The 18,510-nt window shown below is 63.3% G+C and carries 15 protein-coding genes; 4 read left to right on the forward strand and 11 right to left on the reverse strand.

Annotation, left to right across the window (positions count from 1 at the left end; genetic code table 11):
• The first annotated feature begins 31 nt into the window (after nt 1–31).
• Nucleotides 32–907, forward strand: a complete 876-nt coding sequence (gene purU, locus WN982_RS30400) for a formyltetrahydrofolate deformylase (protein WP_341319256.1) — start codon at nt 32–34, stop codon at nt 905–907.
• Between the two features lie 85 nt (nt 908–992).
• On the opposite strand, the gene WN982_RS30405 is transcribed toward purU, so the two are convergent.
• The 10 genes from WN982_RS30405 to WN982_RS30450 form a co-directional block, all read right to left on the reverse strand.
• On the reverse strand, nt 993–1,850 hold the full coding sequence (locus tag WN982_RS30405) for a glycine betaine ABC transporter substrate-binding protein (protein ID WP_341319257.1): 858 nt from the start codon (nt 1,848–1,850) through the stop codon (nt 993–995).
• A gap of 133 nt (nt 1,851–1,983) precedes the next feature.
• Entirely contained in the window at nt 1,984–3,201 is a 1,218-nt protein-coding gene (locus WN982_RS30410) for a hybrid-cluster NAD(P)-dependent oxidoreductase (RefSeq protein WP_341319258.1), read from the reverse strand.
• 33 nt (nt 3,202–3,234) lie between these two features.
• Nucleotides 3,235–4,548, reverse strand: coding sequence for an aromatic ring-hydroxylating dioxygenase subunit alpha (locus WN982_RS30415; protein WP_341319259.1), 1,314 nt, complete (start codon nt 4,546–4,548; stop codon nt 3,235–3,237).
• Nucleotides 4,549–4,621: 73 nt separating this feature from the next.
• Entirely contained in the window at nt 4,622–5,407 is a 786-nt protein-coding gene (locus WN982_RS30420; protein ID WP_341319260.1) for an electron transfer flavoprotein subunit beta/FixA family protein, read from the reverse strand.
• Complete coding sequence (locus WN982_RS30425) at nt 5,404–6,573, reverse strand: electron transfer flavoprotein subunit alpha/FixB family protein (protein ID WP_341319261.1); 1,170 nt, start codon at nt 6,571–6,573, stop codon at nt 5,404–5,406. The genes WN982_RS30420 and WN982_RS30425 overlap by 4 nt, the downstream gene beginning before the upstream one ends.
• A 4-nt stretch (nt 6,574–6,577) precedes the next feature.
• Entirely contained in the window at nt 6,578–8,491 is a 1,914-nt protein-coding gene (locus tag WN982_RS30430; protein ID WP_341319262.1) for a (Fe-S)-binding protein, read from the reverse strand.
• 2 nt (nt 8,492–8,493) lie between these two features.
• Nucleotides 8,494–10,557, reverse strand: coding sequence for an NADH:flavin oxidoreductase (locus WN982_RS30435; protein ID WP_341319263.1), 2,064 nt, complete (start codon nt 10,555–10,557; stop codon nt 8,494–8,496).
• Between the two features lie 37 nt (nt 10,558–10,594).
• Nucleotides 10,595–11,131, reverse strand: coding sequence for a DUF5943 domain-containing protein (locus WN982_RS30440; protein ID WP_341319264.1), 537 nt, complete (start codon nt 11,129–11,131; stop codon nt 10,595–10,597).
• A gap of 46 nt (nt 11,132–11,177) precedes the next feature.
• A complete protein-coding gene (locus tag WN982_RS30445) occupies nt 11,178–12,149 on the reverse strand; it encodes a dipeptidase (RefSeq protein WP_341319265.1) in 972 nt (323 codons plus the stop codon).
• An 18-nt stretch (nt 12,150–12,167) separates the two neighbouring features.
• Nucleotides 12,168–13,442, reverse strand: a complete 1,275-nt coding sequence (locus tag WN982_RS30450) for a serine hydroxymethyltransferase (RefSeq protein ID WP_341319266.1) — start codon at nt 13,440–13,442, stop codon at nt 12,168–12,170.
• Between the two features lie 430 nt (nt 13,443–13,872).
• On the opposite strand from WN982_RS30450, the gene WN982_RS30455 reads away from it, so the two are divergent.
• Nucleotides 13,873–14,868, forward strand: a complete 996-nt coding sequence (locus WN982_RS30455; protein ID WP_341319267.1) for a GlxA family transcriptional regulator — start codon at nt 13,873–13,875, stop codon at nt 14,866–14,868.
• Nucleotides 14,869–14,965: 97 nt separating this feature from the next.
• Here WN982_RS30455 and fdhA read toward each other — a convergent pair whose 3' ends face one another.
• On the reverse strand, nt 14,966–16,165 hold the full coding sequence (gene fdhA, locus WN982_RS30460; RefSeq protein WP_341319268.1) for a formaldehyde dehydrogenase, glutathione-independent: 1,200 nt from the start codon (nt 16,163–16,165) through the stop codon (nt 14,966–14,968).
• A 251-nt stretch (nt 16,166–16,416) separates the two neighbouring features.
• Between fdhA and betI the strand changes: the two genes are divergently transcribed.
• Both betI and betB read left to right on the forward strand, forming a co-directional pair.
• A complete protein-coding gene (betI, locus tag WN982_RS30465; RefSeq protein WP_341319269.1) occupies nt 16,417–17,004 on the forward strand; it encodes a transcriptional regulator BetI in 588 nt (195 codons plus the stop codon).
• Nucleotides 17,005–17,030: 26 nt separating this feature from the next.
• A complete protein-coding gene (betB, locus tag WN982_RS30470; protein WP_341319270.1) occupies nt 17,031–18,500 on the forward strand; it encodes a betaine-aldehyde dehydrogenase in 1,470 nt (489 codons plus the stop codon).
• The last annotated feature ends 10 nt before the right edge of the window (nt 18,501–18,510 follow it).

Here is an 18,510-nt window from a genome sequence, read left to right on the forward strand (position 1 = left end):
GGCGTTGCCCTATCGCCTAAGTGGAGAGCGCATGTCCGCCGATTCCCGTCCCGATCAACTGGTTCTCACTGTCGCGTGTCCGAGCGCGGCGGGCCAGGTCGCCGCCGTCGTCGGCTTTCTCGACCGGCACCATTGCTATATCGACGAACTGACCGTTTTCGACGACGACCTCAGCGAGCGCTTCTTTGTACGTTGCGTGTTTCATGGCGTCGGGCGTGATGAGCTGCTGCACGTCGGCGCGCTACGGCGCGAGTTCGAACCGATCGCCGAACGCTTTCAGATGACATGGGCGATGCACGATGTCGGCACGCGTCCCAAGGTGCTGATCATGGTGTCGAAACTGGAGCACTGCCTCGCCGATCTGCTATTCCGCTGGCGCATGGGCGAGCTGAAAATGGATATCGTGGGCATCGGCTCGAATCATCGGGACCTCGAACCGCTCGCTCAGCAGCACGGTTTGCCGTTTCACCATCTGCCGATCAGCGCCGACACGAAACCGCAGCAAGAGGCGCGTCTGCTCGATCTGTTCGAGACGTCGGGCGCGGAATTGATGATCCTCGCGCGCTACATGCAGATTCTTTCCGGCGAAACGAGCCGCGCGCTCGCGGCGCGCGCGATCAATATCCACCATTCTTTTCTGCCCGGCTTCAAGGGCGCGAAGCCTTATCATCAGGCGCACGCACGCGGCGTGAAACTGATCGGCGCAACCGCGCATTTCGTCACCGACGATCTCGACGAAGGTCCGATCATCGAACAGGTCGTGGAGCGCGTCGATCACTCGTACAGTCCGGAGCGGTTACTCGCGACGGGACGCGACGTGGAGTGCATCACGCTCGCGCGGGCAGTGAAGGCGTTCATCGAGCGGCGGGTGTTCATTAATGGCGATCGGACTGTCGTGCTGCAATAAAAAACGCCGCTGTATAGCGGCGTTTTTTAGAAGTTGCCGCTCCAAAGCGGCAACTCATTCGGCAATCAATCGCATCACCTCAGCGTCACTTCACCCAACTATCCACGCGATCCGCATGCGCACCAATCCACGCATCGGCAGCAGCAGTCGGCTTCTCACCGTTCTGCGTGGCCAGCATCACGCTGTCGATCTCACCCGGTTTCCACTGGAACTTCTTGAGGAACGCAACCACCGGCGGCGCCTTCTTCTCAAGATCCGGATTCACGACGCTATCCACGTGCTCCGATTCGCCGAACACTTTCTTCGGATCGTCGAGGAATTTGAGCTTGTACTTCGCGAACATCCAATGCGGCTTCCAGCCGGTCACGATGATCGGCTTGCTCGCGGCTTCCGAGCGCGCCAGTTCCGCGGTCATCGCGCTGCCCGAGCTCGGCATCAGCTGATAATTGAGGTTGTAGGCCTTGATCGCTTCGCTGGTCTTCTGCATCACGCCCGCGCCGGCATCGATACCGACGATGCGCGAGCCGAACTCCGCCTTCTTCGCTTCCAGATCGCCGACCGTCGTCACGTCGGCATTCTCAGGCACGATCAAACCGATCTTCGCGTCGTTGAAGTTCGGGCCGAGGTCGACGACCTTTTCCTTGAAGTTATTCCAGTACGCGCCGTGCGTGACCGGCAGCCACGCGGACAACGTCGCGTCGAGATCGCCGCGCGCCACGCCCTGCCACATCACACCGGCTGCGACCGGCACAAGTTGCACCTGGTAGCCGAGCCGCTTCTCGATCACGCGTGCGGCCACGTTCGAGGTCGCGACGCTGTCATCCCATCCTTCCACATAGCCGATCTTGATGGTCGGCTTCGCATCGGCCGACACACCCGCGCTCGTTGCAGCCAGCGCTGCACCCAACGCGCTCAATACCAATACCTTCCTGATCAGTCTCATCGTCGCTCTCCCGTTCACCGTCCAAACTACCCATTGAGCATTAAGAATCACCAGCCAGAATTGCCGGGTAACGTTCATTTCCGACATCCAGTTGTCAGGACGCGACTTCCTTCCCCGCGCTCGTTTTATTGTCTTACTTATCCACCACGAGATCGCTCAGCGGCTTGCTGCAACACAGCAGCACCATCCCCTGGTCGATCTCGCGCTGACGAATCCCGCCCGCGTGTTTCATATCGACTTCGCCTGATACGAGTTTGACCTTGCAGGTGCCGCACATGCCTTGCGTGCAAGACGCCGGCAGCCGCACGCCGGCTTTTTTGGCGGCGTCGAGCACGTGCTGGCCGCCGCCGCACTCGATCTCGCGATGACTCTTCGCGAAGCTCACTTTGAATTTCGTTTCCGTCTCGACGGGAGCCGGCGCGAAACCCGGCGCCTGTTCACGCGCATCCGCAAAGCGCTCCACATCCGCAGTCTGCAGCACGTCCGCGACGAGCGCGGTCGTCAACTGCGCGGCCACTTCGCTGACCGTCTCGAACGAAAAACTTTCTTCGTGATAGCGGCGGCGATCGAAGCCGCCCTCATCCAGCAGATTGCGCACCGCCTGCATGTACGGCGTGGGTCCGCAAGTGAAAATCTCGCGCTCCAGAAAATCCGGCGCGATGAGCTTCAGCAGCGGCAACGTCAGAAAGCCCGTTACGCCCGGCCAGTTGGTGCGCGCACCGAGCCGTTCACAAACGAACGCCGTGCGGAAATTGGCCTGATTCGACGCGATCAGATCCAGCTCGCGCGCGAAGATGATGTCGTCCGGCGTACGCGCGCTGTGCACGAACACGATGTCGCTATCCTCGCCGAGTTCGTGATGCGCGCGGCTCATCGACATTAGCGGCGTGATGCCCGAACCGGCCGAGAGGAACAGGAACTTGCGCGCCGGGTGCCGTGCACAGGTGAATTCACCGGATGGCCCAAGCACGCGAACCTGCGCCCCGGCGTGCAGATTGTCGTGCAACCAGTTCGACACCTTGCCGCCCGGTACACGCTTGACGGTGATCGAAATGGTGTGCGGGCGTGTCGGCGGCGACGAGATCGTGTAGCAGCGATTCACCGCCTCGCCGTCGATGTCGAGTTCCAGCGTAATGAACTGCCCGGGCTCGAACACGAACGCCCGCTCGGACGGTGCGCGAAAGAAAAAGCTCTTGACGTCGTGCGTTTCCTGGCGGACCTGGCAGCACACCAGCGTGTCGTCGGTATCGCTGTTCCAGCGCGCGGGCAGCGTCTCCCAGAACCGCGGTTGTGTGACACGGTTTGGAGCCGGCTCGGGGCTGAGCTGAAGCGTCGCCTGATCGCGCATCATTGTTTTCTCCCGCTCCTGGTTGCGGAGTCGCGCTCAGCGCATGAAGGACACGACTTTTTCGCCGTGCGCAACCGGCGCAGCATCGCCGGCATCTGTTGTTTGGGGCGCATTGCTGTAATCCGCCATGCGACCGATGTACCACTCGCAGAACTTCTCGACGAGCCCTTCGGTGAACGGCGAATACGGACCCGGCTCATAGGCGCTGCTCGTCGCGCCGCGTTGCGAATACTCGACAAGCGCGCGGTCCTGGTCGTTCGTCGCGCGCCACACGGCCGTGAGGTTGTTCACGTCGTAATCGATGCCTTCGCGCGCGTCCTTGTGCACGAGCCACTTGGTGCGCACCAGCGTTTTACCCGCGGAGAGCGGAATCACCGAGAAACTCACGATGTGGTCGCTCATGAAGTGATGCCACGAATTCGGCTGCGTCCAGAACGACAAGCCGCCGAGATCAGCCTGTTCGAAGCCGCCGAGCAGTTTCTTCGACGCGACGCGCGCGTCCAGCGTCTGCGATTCGCCGTCCCGATCGAGCGGCAAGCGTTGCGTGCGGAAACCGGTGACGAGATCGGCAAGCCGTTCGATCTCCGCGGACGGCAGCTTCATCGCCTCCCATTGCGCGGTACGGCGCGCAACGGTCGCTTCGAACGCAGCCATGCCTTCTTCGTTGTCCGGCGTGCGTTGATAGCCGAAGCCGTATTCATAGAGGGAAATCGTCAGCTCAGGATGGTTCGCGACGCAGTGATAGCACTCGCGATTGTTCTCCATCGTGAGCTTCCAGTTGCCTTCCTCGATGATGTCGATCGAAGCCGCGACCTTGCAGCCCGCCAGATCGTGCGGCAGCAGATACGGCTCCATTGCGGCGCGCATCACAGCGAAGTCGGCGGGCGGATTGTCCGCGAGACAGATGAAGATCAAGCCTGCGAGATTCTCGACGTGGACGGTCTTCAGGCTATGTTTGCAGCGGTCGAACTGGTCGCCCATGTGTTCGGCGAACATCAGTTCGCCGTTCAGGTTGTAGGTCCAACTGTGATACGGGCAGACAATATTGCCGAGCGAGCCCTTTTCCGTATTGCACAGCCGCGAACCGCGATGGCGGCAGACGTTATGGAACGCCCTCACCTGCATGTCGTCGTCGCGCACGATCAAAATCGAATCGTGACCGATTTCCACCGTGATGTAGTCGCCGGCCTCCGGCACGTCAGGTTCGACGGCAACCTGAATCCAGTGTTGCCGGAAGATCGCGTCCATGTCGAGCGCGAAAATGTCCTCGCTCGTGTAGAACGGCGCTTCCAGCGTGTAGCTCTTTTTGCGGCGTTCGATCATTGCGCGAACGTCTGCGGAAACTTTCATTGTGTGCTCCGTTGCGTGTCACGTCTGGCGCCGCGCCAGGCCCTCCTGGTCGCATGCTCGCCCGAACCGGAAATCAGTAATCCACGAGTTGATGCTCGCGCAAATACGCGAGAATCACTTGTGCTTTTTCGACGGAACTCCCTTCAATTACGACGCTGCCGCCGCGGCTTTCGGTCGTTGTCGCCGACAGCATGCGGGCGTGCCCGGAACGCTTTTCGGCGGCGGCGAGGCGCACTGGTTTGGCGGTCGCGGGGCGAGTCGTCCAGGCGAGGTCGTCGGGGTTGCCGCTGGCTTGCGTCGCGACCGGGCGGATCGTGCCTTCGCGCAGCCGTGCGTACGCGTAGCTGGGCGCGGCGTTAGCCATCGGATGCACGGCGACCAGCGCGGGTAGCTTGACCTCGATGCGCCGGCGCAAGCCCTTCGGCATGAATTGCCGGACTTCCGCGCTGCCGTCGCGGATCGTCAGATCGACCGCGGCGCCGACAAGCGCAATGTCGAGCGCGCTAGCGATCCGATAAGGCAGCATGCCGCTATCGAACGCGCCCTCCGCACGGGTGCCGGTCAGCACGAGGTCGTAGCCTTGCAAACGCGCGACGAGCGGTGCTACCGCATCGCCCTGCAACTCAGGCGCTGAAGGCACATCGCGCACGGCGAGCACTTCGACACACCGCGCGCCGAGCGCGAGATACTCCTGCAGCGCCGGATTCGCCGGATCGCCCGCATGCAACACATCGAGCGTCGCGCCGTGCACTTTTGCGAGCGAGAGCGCCATTGTCAGCGCGGCGGCATCATTGCGGCTATAGCGCGCGGTGCCGCTGACCGGATGACGACCCACGGAAACCAGTACGGCGATCTTCATGCGATGGCTCCTTCCGCGACAGCCGTGGAATTCAATAACGCGGCGCCGGTTCCGCGTGCACTGCGCGCGGCCGCCGCGGCGTCGTTCAGCGCCACGATGGTTTCCTGCGCATCCGCGATGACGGTCAGATTGGCGCGTTTGGCGATCGGCGCACTGGCGTCGAGGTTCACGGCGATCACGTGCCGGCAATCCTTGATGCCTTGCAAATGCTGGACCGCGCCTGAAATGCCGAATGCGATATAGACGCTGGCTTCGACGGTCTTGCCGGTCGCGCCGATCTGCTTGTCGCGGGTGAATTTGCCATCGTCCACGGCGACGCGGCTCGCGCCGATCGCGGCACTCAAGGTGGCCGCCAGACGCTCGAACGCGGCGACGTCGCTCACGCCGTTACCCGCCGATACGATGAAATCCGCCTCTTCCAGCGCAAGCTGGGCGGCATTGATTTCCTCGATGCCGAGGTCGCGCACGGCGCCTTTGGACGCGACAGGCTCACCATCGAAGCGCCACACGACCCGCTCACCCGCACCGACAAACGGCAATTTCGGATCGACAGCATTCGGCGCGAGCAGAACGACCTCCGGCAGCGCGCGCACGGCGAACGCCGTATTGGTCTGGATATACGTCGCGACGTGCGCCGCATCGATCTCGACGACATGCGTCGCGATGCTCGCGTTCGCCGCAGCGGCGTAACGGCGGCCAAGATCGCCGTCGCCGGTTGCGTTGTCGGGCATGAAGATGTGCGCAGGCGCATACGCGGCCACGCAAGCGGCCAACGCATTGAGTTCGTCTAGAGGCGCGAACATACGACGGTCGAACATCGGCAGCTCGATCAGCTTGTCGGCGCCGAGCGCGGCGGCATCGTCGCTGAATTCGCCGAATACGAGCAGCACGACCTCGGTTTGCGCATCCGCGATCAGCGCGGCGGCGGCTAAAGTCTGGCGCGCGTGGTCATCCAGCGCGCCGCGGTCCGCGTGCGCGGCAACCAATAGCACACGTTGTGGCGCGGCCGTCGTGCGGCGCGGCTTGGCCTGGGCACGATGCGCAGCGCCAGCCATCGAAAATTCCATCGAGCCAGCTTCGCCCACCACGCCAAGCGTAATGCGCTTGAGCCCATCCGCCGTGATCGTGAACGGCCGGCGCGGATCGATTCGTTTGAGGTTATTCATCGCGTTACTCCAGCGCCGCTGCGACCAGTTCGGCGACGTCGAGCACTTCCGGACGCGGGCCGACCACACCTTCGAGCATCGCCGTGCAGTTGGGGCAGCCCACCGCGACGATCTCGGCGCCGACTGCGCGCGCGTCGTCGATGCGGATATCGGGAATGCGTTTCTTGCCGGGAATGTCGGTCAACGGCGCACCGCCGCCGCCACCGCAGCAACGTCCACGCATGCCGTTGCGTTCCATCTCGACCACCTTGATGCCGATGGTTTTCAGCAAACGCCGCGGCGCTTCTGTCTCACCGTTATAGCGGCCCAGATAGCACGGGTCGTGATAGGTGATCTTGCGGTCCGCGAATGCGGCGACCGCGCGCGGCGACAGTTTTCCGCTCGCGAGCAGTTCTTCGATCAACGCCGTGTGATGCTGCACCTCGTAGAAACCGCCGAGTGCGCGGTATTCGTTGCGCAGGCTGTGCAGCACGTGCGGATCGGCGGTGACGATCTTGCGGAACGAGTACTGCGACAGCGTGCCGATCAGCCTGGTTGCGAGTTGCTGGAAGGTCGCTTCATCGCCGAGACGCCGCGCCGTGTCGCCGGTATCGGTTTCGACGCCGCCGAGCACCGCGTAGTCGATGCCCGCGCGATTCAGCACCTTGACGAGCGCTCGCAGCGTGCGCTGATAGCGCATGTCGAACGCGCCTTCGCCGGCGATCAGCAGCACATCGACCGGCCGCCCCGGCTGTGCCACCTGCACCTGCAAATCGACGGCCCAGTCGTAACGCGCGCCGATGTCATAGCCGTTCGCGCTGCCGGTTTCGCGCAGATTCGCGAGTGTGATCGGGCCTTTTCCTGGCACGCTACCTTCGACCAAAGTCTGATTGCGCCGCATATCGACGATCGCATCCACATGCTCGATCAGCATCGGGCACTCCTGCACGCAGGCGCGGCAGGTCGTGCAGGACCACAGCGTATCCGCTTCGATCAGGCTCGAGATCAGCGGCTTGCCCGGCGCACCGCTGTGCTGGCCGACCGGAATGCCGGGCGTCGGACTGCCCGCATACGCGGCGTCCGTGCCGCCCACCATGCCGGTGACGAGATCCTGAATCAGTTTCTTCGGGTTGAGCGGCTGGCCGGCGGCGAACGCGGGACATGCCGCTTCGCACTTGCCGCACTGCACGCAGGCGTCGAAGCTCAGCAACTGGTTCCAGCGAAACTCGACCGGCTTGCCGACGCCGTACTCCTTCGCGTCGAGCAGCGGCGCCTTCAAGGCGGTCGGCGGCACGACGTCGTTGTCGTTGCGCTCGGCAAAGCGCTCCTGACGCGGATGAAACGCGAGGTGCAACAGGCCGGCGAGCGCGTGCTTCATCGGGCCGCCGCGTGCGGCGCCGAACGTCATCGTGAAAGCACCCACGGCAATCAGCAACGCGACGATGATGGCAAGCGCCCCCGACATCGCCGCGGCGGGCAACGCGATAAACAGCACCAACCCGAGCGCGAACGAACCCAGCAACAGCGGCAGATGATCCCAAGGTCCGCGCGAGAGCCGCGCCGGCACCGCCTTCGCGCCATGCCGCCGGCGCCAGACGAACACCGCGCCGACCAGCATCACGAGCGCAGCCAGAAAGATCAGCTTGTCGAGCCACGGCGAGTAGATCGCGAGGCCATAGTTGACGAACACCAGCGCCATCGCGAGGATCGCGCCGCCCGCGGTCGCGACGTGCGTCTTCGCGATGTACGGATCACGCGCGACCACATGATGCAGGTCGACGAAATAGCGTTTGGGGATCGCGAGCAGGTTGGCCCAGCCATAGGTGCCCGCCGCCGTGGCGCGACCTTCTCGCCAGTAAGCCGCGCGTTTTGCGAGTGCGAACACCAGACCGGCCACCGACACCCACAGCAGGACGGTGATGACAAACACGGGGCTCATCGTCAGAAATCCTTGCAAAGGCGCAGCGCGTCGTAGATCGCGCCGTGAATGTTGTGCATCGAAATGCAGTCGCCGACGCGGAACAGCAGGAAGCGGCCGTTACCGAGTTCTTCGCTCAACGAGGGCTGCGGCTCCGACGCGAAGAGCTTATGCACATCGACCTGGCCGCGATTCACGGATTCGGGCTTAAGCTTCCAGTACAACGCGTCGTTCGGCGTGCTGCCATTCTCGATCACCACCTGATCGACCGCGCGCTCCTCCTGCTCCTCGGTGTACTCGTTGCGGATCACGGCGATCTTCTTGCCGTCTTCCTCATACACCTTGTCGAGCCAGTAGTTCGGCGTGTGGATCACGCCTTGCGCATAGAGGCGGCGATAGAAGATCGGGAACGTGGTGCCGCCGACGTCGTCGGCCACTTTCACGTCCGGCGTCACGATCTCGACGTTCGAGCCGCGGCTCGACATGAAATCCGCGACGCCCGCGCCGGCGTGCGTGCTGACGCCGTCATAGACGAGCACGTTCTTGCCCGGCTCGACCTTGCCCGACAGCACGTCCCACGAACTCACCGCGAGTCCCTGCTCGACGCCCCACGCGGCCACTTGCGACGTGAACGACGAACCACCTGTAGCCAGCACGACGATGTCCGGCTTCTCCGCCATGATGGTTTTTTCGTCCGCGGCGACCCCGAGGCGGCGATCGACACCGAGCCGCTTCGTCTCCATGTCGAACCAGCGCACGATACCCGCCATCTGTTCGCGCTGCGGCGCTTTCGCGGCGAGCATGATCTGCCCGCCGACGTAGTCGTTCTTCTCGAACAGCACCACGTCATGACCGCGCGACTTCGCGACGCGCGCCGCCTCGAGTCCGGCCGGACCCGCGCCGACCACGACCACCTTGCGCTTCGGGCCGCGCGTCTTCGCGATCACGTGCGGCATGGTTTCTTCACGCGAGGTCGCCGCGTTCTGCACGCACAGCACGTCGAGCCCGTTGTACTGCCTGTCGATGCAATAGTTCGCGCCGACGCACTGCTTGATCTCGTCTTCCCTGCCGTCGCGAATCTTGATCACCATGTGCGGATCGGCAATCTGCGCGCGCGTCATGCCCACCAGGTCGACCATGCCGCTCGCCAGCAGCCGTTCCGCCTGGCCTGCATCGCGGATGCTTTGCGCGTGCATCACCGGCAGCTTCACCACCGACTTGATGCCGGCTGCAAGATGCACGAACGGCTCGGGCGGCAGCGCCATCGGCGGCATGCAGTTCGCCAGGGTATTGTGCGTATCCGCGCCCGACCCGATCACGCCGACGTAATCGATCAGCCCCGTCTCCGCCATGGCCTGGGCGATCTCTTTCAGTTGTTCGTGGTCGAGGCCGTCTTCATGGAATTCGTCGCCGCACATGCGCAGTCCGACGCAGAAGTCGGCGCCCACCGCCTCGCGCACCGCCTTCAATACTTCAGTGCCGAAACGCAGGCGGTTTTCGAGCGAGCCGCCCCATTCGTCGGTACGGAAATTCGTGCGCGGACTCCAGAACTGGTCGATCAGATGCTGGTGCGCCGCCGAGATTTCGACGCCGTCCATGCCCGCATCCTTCACGCGTTTCGCGGCCGCCGCGAAGTCGCTAATAATCCGGCGAATCTCTTCCACTTCGATAATCTTCGCGTTACCGCGGTGCACCGGTTCACGCACGCCGGACGGCGACATCAGATGCGGCCAGTGCTCGCCATGAAATGCCGAGCGGCGGCCCATGTGGGTAGCCTGGATCATGATCTTCGCACCGTGCCGATGCATCGCTTCGGCGAGGCGCGCGAGCGGATCGATGACCTTGTCGGTCGAGAGATTCACCGATTTCCACCAGCCTTGCGGACTGTCGATCGAAACCGGGCTCGACCCGCCGCACACGGCGAGGCCGACGCCGCCCTTCGCCTTCTCCTCGTAGTAACGGATATAACGGTCGCCTGGCAGACCGCCCGGCTCCGCATAGACCTCGGCGTGCGCGGTGCTGACGATGCGGTTACGCAGGGTCAACTGGTTCAGCGTGAGAGGCTTGAAAAGGTTCGGGTAACGCATCGCGATCGACCTCGGAATGGATAGGCTGTGTGCGTTGTTACGACGCGAGCGGCGACACTTCGAATACGCAGTGATCGTGGCCTTCAGCCGCGCATTGCGCTTCCTTCGACCAGGACGCCGGCCCCTTCTTCACCGAATCCGGCGCGGTATCGTTGACCCAGTCCATCGCGCCCGCGAACCAGCCGGCGAACATGTAGCAAAGCTTGCCTTCCTTGCCCGGCTGCGCCAGCACGAACGACGAGTGATGCAGTTCGATGCGCGCACGCGCGCTGGACGGATCGGCCTCCGTGATCCTGAAGAGGCCCCAGCCGCGTTGCGACAGGCGGTTCAGGTAATGCTCGAACACCGCCATGCCGGCAATGCCGTGCTGCTTCGCTTCCTTGTCGCACCAGAAGTACGCGGACTTGTAGCCGGCCTTGTAGAGAATCTCGGCATACGTGTCGCGGCCGAGCGCTTCTTCGACGGCGGTGTGATTGTTCGTGAAGAAATGGCGCGGCACGTAGAGCATCGGCAGCGCGTCGGTGGTCCAGACGCCGGTGTTCGGATCGACGTCGATAGGCAGTTGGGGTTGCATGTGGAGACTCCGTTTTTATGTGGGCGGTTTTATCGGCGAATGGAGATCAGACCGTCCACACTTCGCCGAACACGCGAACCCAGTTTTCGCCCATGATCTTCCTGATGCGTGTCTCGCTCCAACCGGCGCGCTCCATCGCGGCCGTCAGGTTCGGAAACTCGCCGATCGTGCGGATGCCTTCCGGATTCACGACCTTGCCGAAGTTCGTCAGCTGGCGATAACGGCCCTTGTCGTGCGTGATCCAATCGAAGAACTCGGTGCTATAGCCTTGCGTGAAGTCCGTGCCGATGCCGACCTGGTCTTCGCCGATCAGATCGACCACGTATTCGATCGCTTCGAGGTAGTCTTCGACGGTCGCGTCCGGGCCGCGCTTGAGGAACGGCGCGAACATCGTCACGCCGACGAAACCGCCCGCATCCGCAATCTCTTTCAATTGCTCGTCGGTCTTGTTGCGCGGATGCTCCTTCAGTCCCGACGGGCAGCAATGCGAGTAGCACACCGGCTTGTTCGACGCGGCAATCGCTTCCGACGACGTCTTGCCGCCCACATGCGACAGGTCGACCATGATGCCGACGCGGTTCATCTCCTGAATCACTTCGCGTCCGTAACCCGACAGCCCGCCGTCGCGCTCATAACAGCCGGTGCCGACCAGATTCTGCGTGTTGTAGCAAAGCTGGACCACGTTCACGCCGAGGTCCTTGAAAGCTTCGATATAGCCAAGGTTGTCCTCGAACGCGTGCGCGTTCTGGAAGCCGAAGATGATGCCGGTCTTGTTCTCTTTCTTCGCGCGCAAGATGTCGTCGGTGGTGCGCACCAGCGTCAGGATTTCGCCGTACTCGCGGATCTGCTGCTTCATTTCGGCGATGTTGTCGACCGTCTTCTGGAAGCTTTCCCAGACCGACACTGTGCAGTTCACCGCCGTCACGCCACCCTTCCTCATGTCCTCGAACACCGAGCGCTCGAACTTCGAAATGTTCAGGCCGTCGATGATGATGCTGTTGTCGTGCAGGTTGCTCATCGTTTGCTCCAGGCGTTCTCAGTAGATGGGAAAGCGTTCGCACAGCGCGAAAATCTCGCGGCGCACCCGTTGTTCTGTTGCCGCATGGCCTTCCGGATGGTTGCGCAGCGCATCGAGCACGTCGACGATCAGCCGCCCGGTCTCACGGAACTCGGCGACGCCGAAGCCGCGCGTCGTGCCAGCGGGCGTGCCGAGGCGAACGCCGGACGTGACGGTCGGCTTCTCGGTGTCGAAAGGAATACCGTTCTTGTTGCAGGTGATGCCCGCGCGTTCCAGCGCCTGCTCGACCTGATTGCCCTTGAGCCCCTTCGGGCGCAGATCGACCAGCAGCAGATGGTTGTCGGTGCCGCCCGTGACCAGATCGACGCCACCAGCCTTCAACACTTCGCCCAGCGCCTGAGCGTTGGCGAGCACATTGTCGATGTAGGTCTTGAAGCCCGGTTGCAGCGCTTCGCCGAACGCGACTGCCTTGCCCGCAATCACATGCATCAGCGGGCCGCCCTGCAAGCCGGGGAAGACTGCGGAGTTGATCTTCTTCGCGATGTCTTCGTCATTCGTCAGCACAAAGCCACCGCGCGGACCGCGCAAGGTCTTGTGCGTGGTCGAGGTGACGACGTGCGCGTGCTCGACCGGATTCTGATGACGCCCCGCCGCGATCACGCCGGCAATGTGCGCCATATCCACCATCAGCTTCGCGCCGACGCCGTCCGCGATCGCGCGCAGCCGTGCGAAGTCCAGCGCGCGCGGGTAAGCCGAGAAGCCGGCGATCAGGAGCGCCGGTTTGTGCTGCTGCGCGAGTTCCTCGATCTGCTCGTAATCGATCAGCATCGTCTCGCGATTGACGCCGTACTGCACCGCGTTGAACCATTTACCCGACAGCGCCGGCTTAGCGCCGTGGGTCAGGTGGCCGCCCGCGTCGAGCGACATGCCGAGCACCGTATCGCCGGGCTTGACCAGCGCGAGCATCACCGCGCCGTTCGCCTGCGCGCCCGAATGCGGCTGCACGTTGGCGAACTTCGCATTGAACAGTTGCTTGATCCGGTCGAGCGCCAGCGTTTCGATCACGTCGACGTATTCGCAGCCGCCGTAGTAACGCTTGCCCGGATACCCTTCCGCATATTTGTTGGTCAGCACCGAGCCCTGCGCTTCGAGCACCGCGCGCGACACGATGTTTTCCGACGCGATCAATTCGACTTGCGACTGCTGGCGCTCCAGCTCTTTCAAAATAGCGCCGCGCACCGACGCATCGCGCGTGGCCAGCGATTCTTCAAAGAAAGGATTCGGGTTCGACATGGGAAGGTCCGTGGGTTCGGGAAACGGGCGTTGACGGAGGGCCGGAAGCGGCCCTGAAGGCCCGCTAGTACCGGTCTGCATTGCGTCTATTCTTGACGCTCGCCTCGCGCGTCAATTTACGAATTCAGACGCGTTCTTTGCCTTTTCCGCCATGCGCGTCCTTTTTCGACAAGTCGGCGGTTCGTGTTCCGGCGCGAATGAAATTGCTGCACTGCAGCTGAACTTCGTGCGCTGTTCGGGTGCGTTTGCGGGCGGCTGCGGCTCCGTTCTGGTGCCAGTTGTTTAGCTATCCACGCCGTTTAATGCGCAACGCCCACGCGAGCGAGGGTTTAGCCTGATGGCGCGGTAGTTGCTCTAGTCCTCAAAATCACAGGGTTCGCCGCGCCCCACGGCGACGCGACATTACAGATTCGAAGGATTCATTTCCCCCATGCCCACCGATCGCACTGCGTCGCTGTCGCACTTCGCGTTCATGCCGGTTCCTAACTTCACGATGATCGCGTTCACCAACGCGATCGAAGTGCTGCGCATGGCGAACTACCTGTCGGGGCAGACGCTCTACCGCTGGTCGATCGTGAGCCCCGAAGGCGGGCCGGTGACGGCGAGCAACGGCCTGGCGGTCGACACCGGCCCGGTCGAATGCGTCGGCCTGCCCGATATCGTGTTCGTGGTGGGGGGTATCGACGTGCAGCGCGCGACCACGCCCGCCCATCTTTCCGCGTTGCGCCGCTTTGCCCGCATGGGCAGCGTGCTCGGCAGCCTGTGCACCGGCACCTATGCGCTGGCGCGCGCCGGTTTGCTGGCCGGCTACGCGTGTGCGATTCACTGGGAGAACATGTCGGCGCTAAAGGAGGAGTTTCCCGACACGCGTTTTCTGAAAGAACTGTTCGTGATCGATCGCGATCGCGTCACCTGCACGGGCGGCGTCGCGCCCCTCGACATGATGCTGAACCTGATCACCCCGCGCGTGGGCACGGCGCGTGTCACGCAGATCGCGGAGCAGTTCATCGTCGAACACGTGCGCGATACCAGTGCGCAGCAGAAAATGCCGCTGGTGGCGCGGCTTGGCTCGGCCAACAAGTCGCTCTTCGAAGTGATCTCGCTGATGGAGAACAATATCGAGGAGCCGCTTTCACGCGAAGAACTCGCACGGCTGGCGGGCATGTCGCAACGGCAATTGCAGCGGCTGTTCCGCGAGCATCTCGGCATGACGCCGACGCATTACTATCTGACGTTGCGGCTGCGGCGCGCCCGCGAACTCCTGCTGCAGACCGACATGTCGATCATGCACATCACGATGGCTTGCGGCTTCCAGTCGGCCTGCCACTTCTCGAAGAGCTACCGCGACGCGTTCGGCACTGCGCCCACGCGCGAGCGCCGCAAGCAGGCGCCTTCCCTCGCCTCGCCGCCTGTCATGGCGGCGTGAGTCCAAGCCGCTTGGGGCGGCTTGGGTCGTGTTGCCGTCGTTGTGCATGCGTTGAACGCGGGAAACACCCAACGCATGTGTGATGCAACGGCCGGCGTCAGGCCGCCTTCAACAGCCCATGCGGATCGAGCACAAACTTCCTCGGTGCGCCGCCATCGAACTGCCGGTAACCTTCGGGCGCTTCGTCGAGCGACACGACAGTCACGTTCACGATATCCGCGATCGGCAGCCGGTCCCACAAAATGGCCTGCATCAGATTGTGGTTGTACTTCATCACCGGCGTCTGCCCGGTATGGAACGAGTGTGACTTGGCCCAGCCGAGTCCGAAGCGGATGCTCAGGCTGCCTTTACGCGCGGCGGCATCGGCGGAACCCGGGTCGTCGGTCACGTAGAGGCCCGGAATGCCGATTGCGCCGGCGGCCCGCGTGATTTCCATCAGCGAATTGAGCACCGTGGCCGGCGCTTCTTCGTGCTGGCCGCTGCTGCCGTGGCCGTGTGCTTCGAAGCCGACGCAGTCCACCGCGCAATCCACCTCGGGCTTGCCGAGGATTTGCTCGATCTGCTCGCCCAGCGTCGCATCCTTCGACAGGTCGATGGTCTGGAAACCCATCTTGCGGGCATGCGCGAGACGTGCCTCGTTCATGTCGCCGACGATCGTGCACGCCGCACCGAGCAGGCGCGCCGACGCGGCCGCCGCCATCCCAACCGGCCCTGCGCCGGCAATATAGACAGTCGCGCCGGGCTTGACGCCAGCCATCACGGCGCCGTGATAGCCAGTCGGCAGAATGTCGGACAGACACGTGAGATCGCGGATCTTTGCCATCGCCTGCGCACGGTCGGGAAACTTCAGCAGATTGAAGTCGGCGTACGGCACCATCACGTACTCAGCCTGGCCGCCGATCCAGCCGCCCATGTCTACGTAACCATAAGCACCGCCCGCCCGCGACGGATTCACGTTCAGACACACGCCGGTATGCTGCGCCTTGCAGGTCGGGCAGCGCCCGCAGGCAACGTTGAACGGCACCGACACCAGGTCGCCGATCGCCAGCGTTTCAACGTCGCGGCCGATCTCGATTACCTCGCCGGTAATCTCGTGGCCAAGCACGAGGCCGACTTCGGCGGTCGTGCGGCCACGCACCATGTGCTGGTCGGAGCCGCAAATATTCGTGCTCACCACCTTCAGAATCACCCCGTGGCCGATCGCCCGGCCCGCTGGATCGACCATCTTCGGATAGTCGATCGACTGCACTTCCACCTTGCCCTGCCCTACATACACGACGCCACGATTGCTGCTCATTGTTCGTCTCCATGTCTTGTGAGCGGCGCTCGCTTGATTCGGCCTCGCCGACCTCGTGCGCCGCTCAACGAGCGTAGTGCCAGCTGCGACAAAGGACATGTATCGAACGCGACACCGGCTTGGCCGTAACCGACACGCACGGCGCAACCCCCGCGTACGCTGATGCGCCTCGTTTTTTATTGATTGACTGTTCAATATAAAAAACCTAACATGCACCATCGAACCCAGCTCGGCCTACCGCCTGTCACGTCATGCCCAAACTCGGAATGCGCGAAATCCGCCGCGCGCAATTGATCGACGCGACGCTCCTGACCATCGATCGGGCGGGTCTGGCCGGCGCGACGCTCGCATCGGTCGCGCAGCGTGCGAGCATTTCCACCGGCATCGTCAGCCACTATTTCGGCGACAAGGACGGTTTGCTCGAAGCCACCATGCGTCACGTGCTGCGCGATCTGTGGCAAGCCACCGCGCGCCGGCGCCGTGCGGCGAAGGCGGACCCGCGCTCGAAACTGCGCGCCGTCGTCGCGGCGAATTTCGACGCGGAGCAGACCAGCAGCCCGGTGATGAAGACGTGGCTCGCGTTCTGGTCCGAGAGCATGCACAAGCCGCAACTGCGGCGGCTGCAATACGTGAACACACGCCGTCTGAACTCGAATCTGTGCGCGGATTTTTCGAAAGCGCTGCCGCGGCCTGCGGCGCGGCGCGCGGCCAGCGGCCTGGCCGCGTTGATCGACGGGCTATGGCTGCGCGGCGCGCTATCCGGCGAGCCGTTCGACACCAAAGCAGCGCTGCGCGTGGCCAACGACTACATCGACCTGGTTCTCTCAGCACGCAACTGAATTTTTCTTATCGGAAGGAGCACGCCATGCCGGCATTTGCAACGCAACGTCTCTATATAGGCGGCGCCTACGTCGACGCGACAGGCGGCGAAACCTTCGACACCTTCGACCCCGCCACCGGTGAAACGCTGGCGACGGTGCAACAGGCCTCGGCGGCCGACATCGATCGCGCAGTGCAATCGGCGCGCGACGGTCAGCGCGCATGGGCGGCGTTGACTGCAATGCAGCGCTCGCGCATCCTGCGCCGTGCGGTCGATATCCTGCGCGAACGCAACGACGAACTCGCCGCGCTCGAAACACGCGACACCGGCAAGCCGATCGCTGAAACCAAAGCGGTCGATATTGTGACCGGCGCGGACGTCATCGAGTATTACGCGGGGCTCGCCACCGCCATCGAGGGCCAGCAGATTCCATTGCGGCCGTCGTCGTTCGTTTATACGCGACGCGAACCGCTCGGCGTATGCGCGGGGATCGGCGCATGGAACTATCCGATCCAGATTGCGTGCTGGAAGTCGGCGCCGGCTCTCGCGGCCGGCAACGCGATGATCTTCAAACCGAGTGAAGTCACGCCGCTGTCCGCACTGAAACTCGCGGAGATTTACACCGACGCAGGTGTGCCGGCCGGCGTGTTCAACGTCGTCCAGGGCGATGGACGCGTCGGCGCGATGCTCGCGGCACATCCGGACATCGCGAAGATTTCGTTCACGGGCGGCGTAGAAACGGGCAAGAAGGTGATGTCGCTCGCGGGGGCATCGTCGCTCAAGGAAGTGACGATGGAACTGGGCGGCAAGTCGCCCCTGCTCGTCTTCGACGACGCCAACCTCGAGCGTGCCGCCGACATCGCGATGAGCGCCAACTTCTTCAGTTCCGGTCAGGTCTGCACCAACGGCACGCGCGTGTTCGTGCAACGCGGCGTGCTCGAGCGCTTCGAAGCGCTGGTGCTCGAGCGTGTGAAGCGCATTCGCGTAGGCGCGCCCACCGCCGCGGACACCAACTTCGGCCCGCTGGTGAGCGCCGCGCAGTTGCAGAAGGTGCTCGGCTACATCGAAAGCGGCGTGCAGGAAGGCGCGCGGCTGGTTGCGGGCGGCAAGCGCATCACTGAAGGCCACTTCGGCAACGGCCAATACGTCGAGCCGACGGTTTTCTCAGGCTGTCGTGACGACATGCGCATCGTGCGCGAAGAAATCTTCGGCCCCGTCATGAGCATCCTCGCTTTCGACAACGAAGGCGAGGCGATCGAGCGCGCCAATCACACCGCCTACGGTCTCGCCGCCGGCATCGTGACCGAGAACCTGGCGCGTGCGCATCGCGTGATTCATCAGCTCGAAGCCGGCATTTGCTGGATCAACACATGGGGCGAGTCGCCCGCGGAAATGCCGGTGGGCGGCTACAAACAATCGGGCGTCGGCCGCGAAAACGGCATCACGACGCTCGAACACTACACGCGCATCAAGTCCGTGCAGGTCGAACTCGGCCCGTATCAACCGGTATTCTAGGGAGCAACGG

The organism is Paraburkholderia sp. IMGN_8, from assembly GCF_038050405.1.
In the GTDB taxonomy this organism is placed as follows: Bacteria; Pseudomonadota; Gammaproteobacteria; order Burkholderiales; family Burkholderiaceae; genus Paraburkholderia.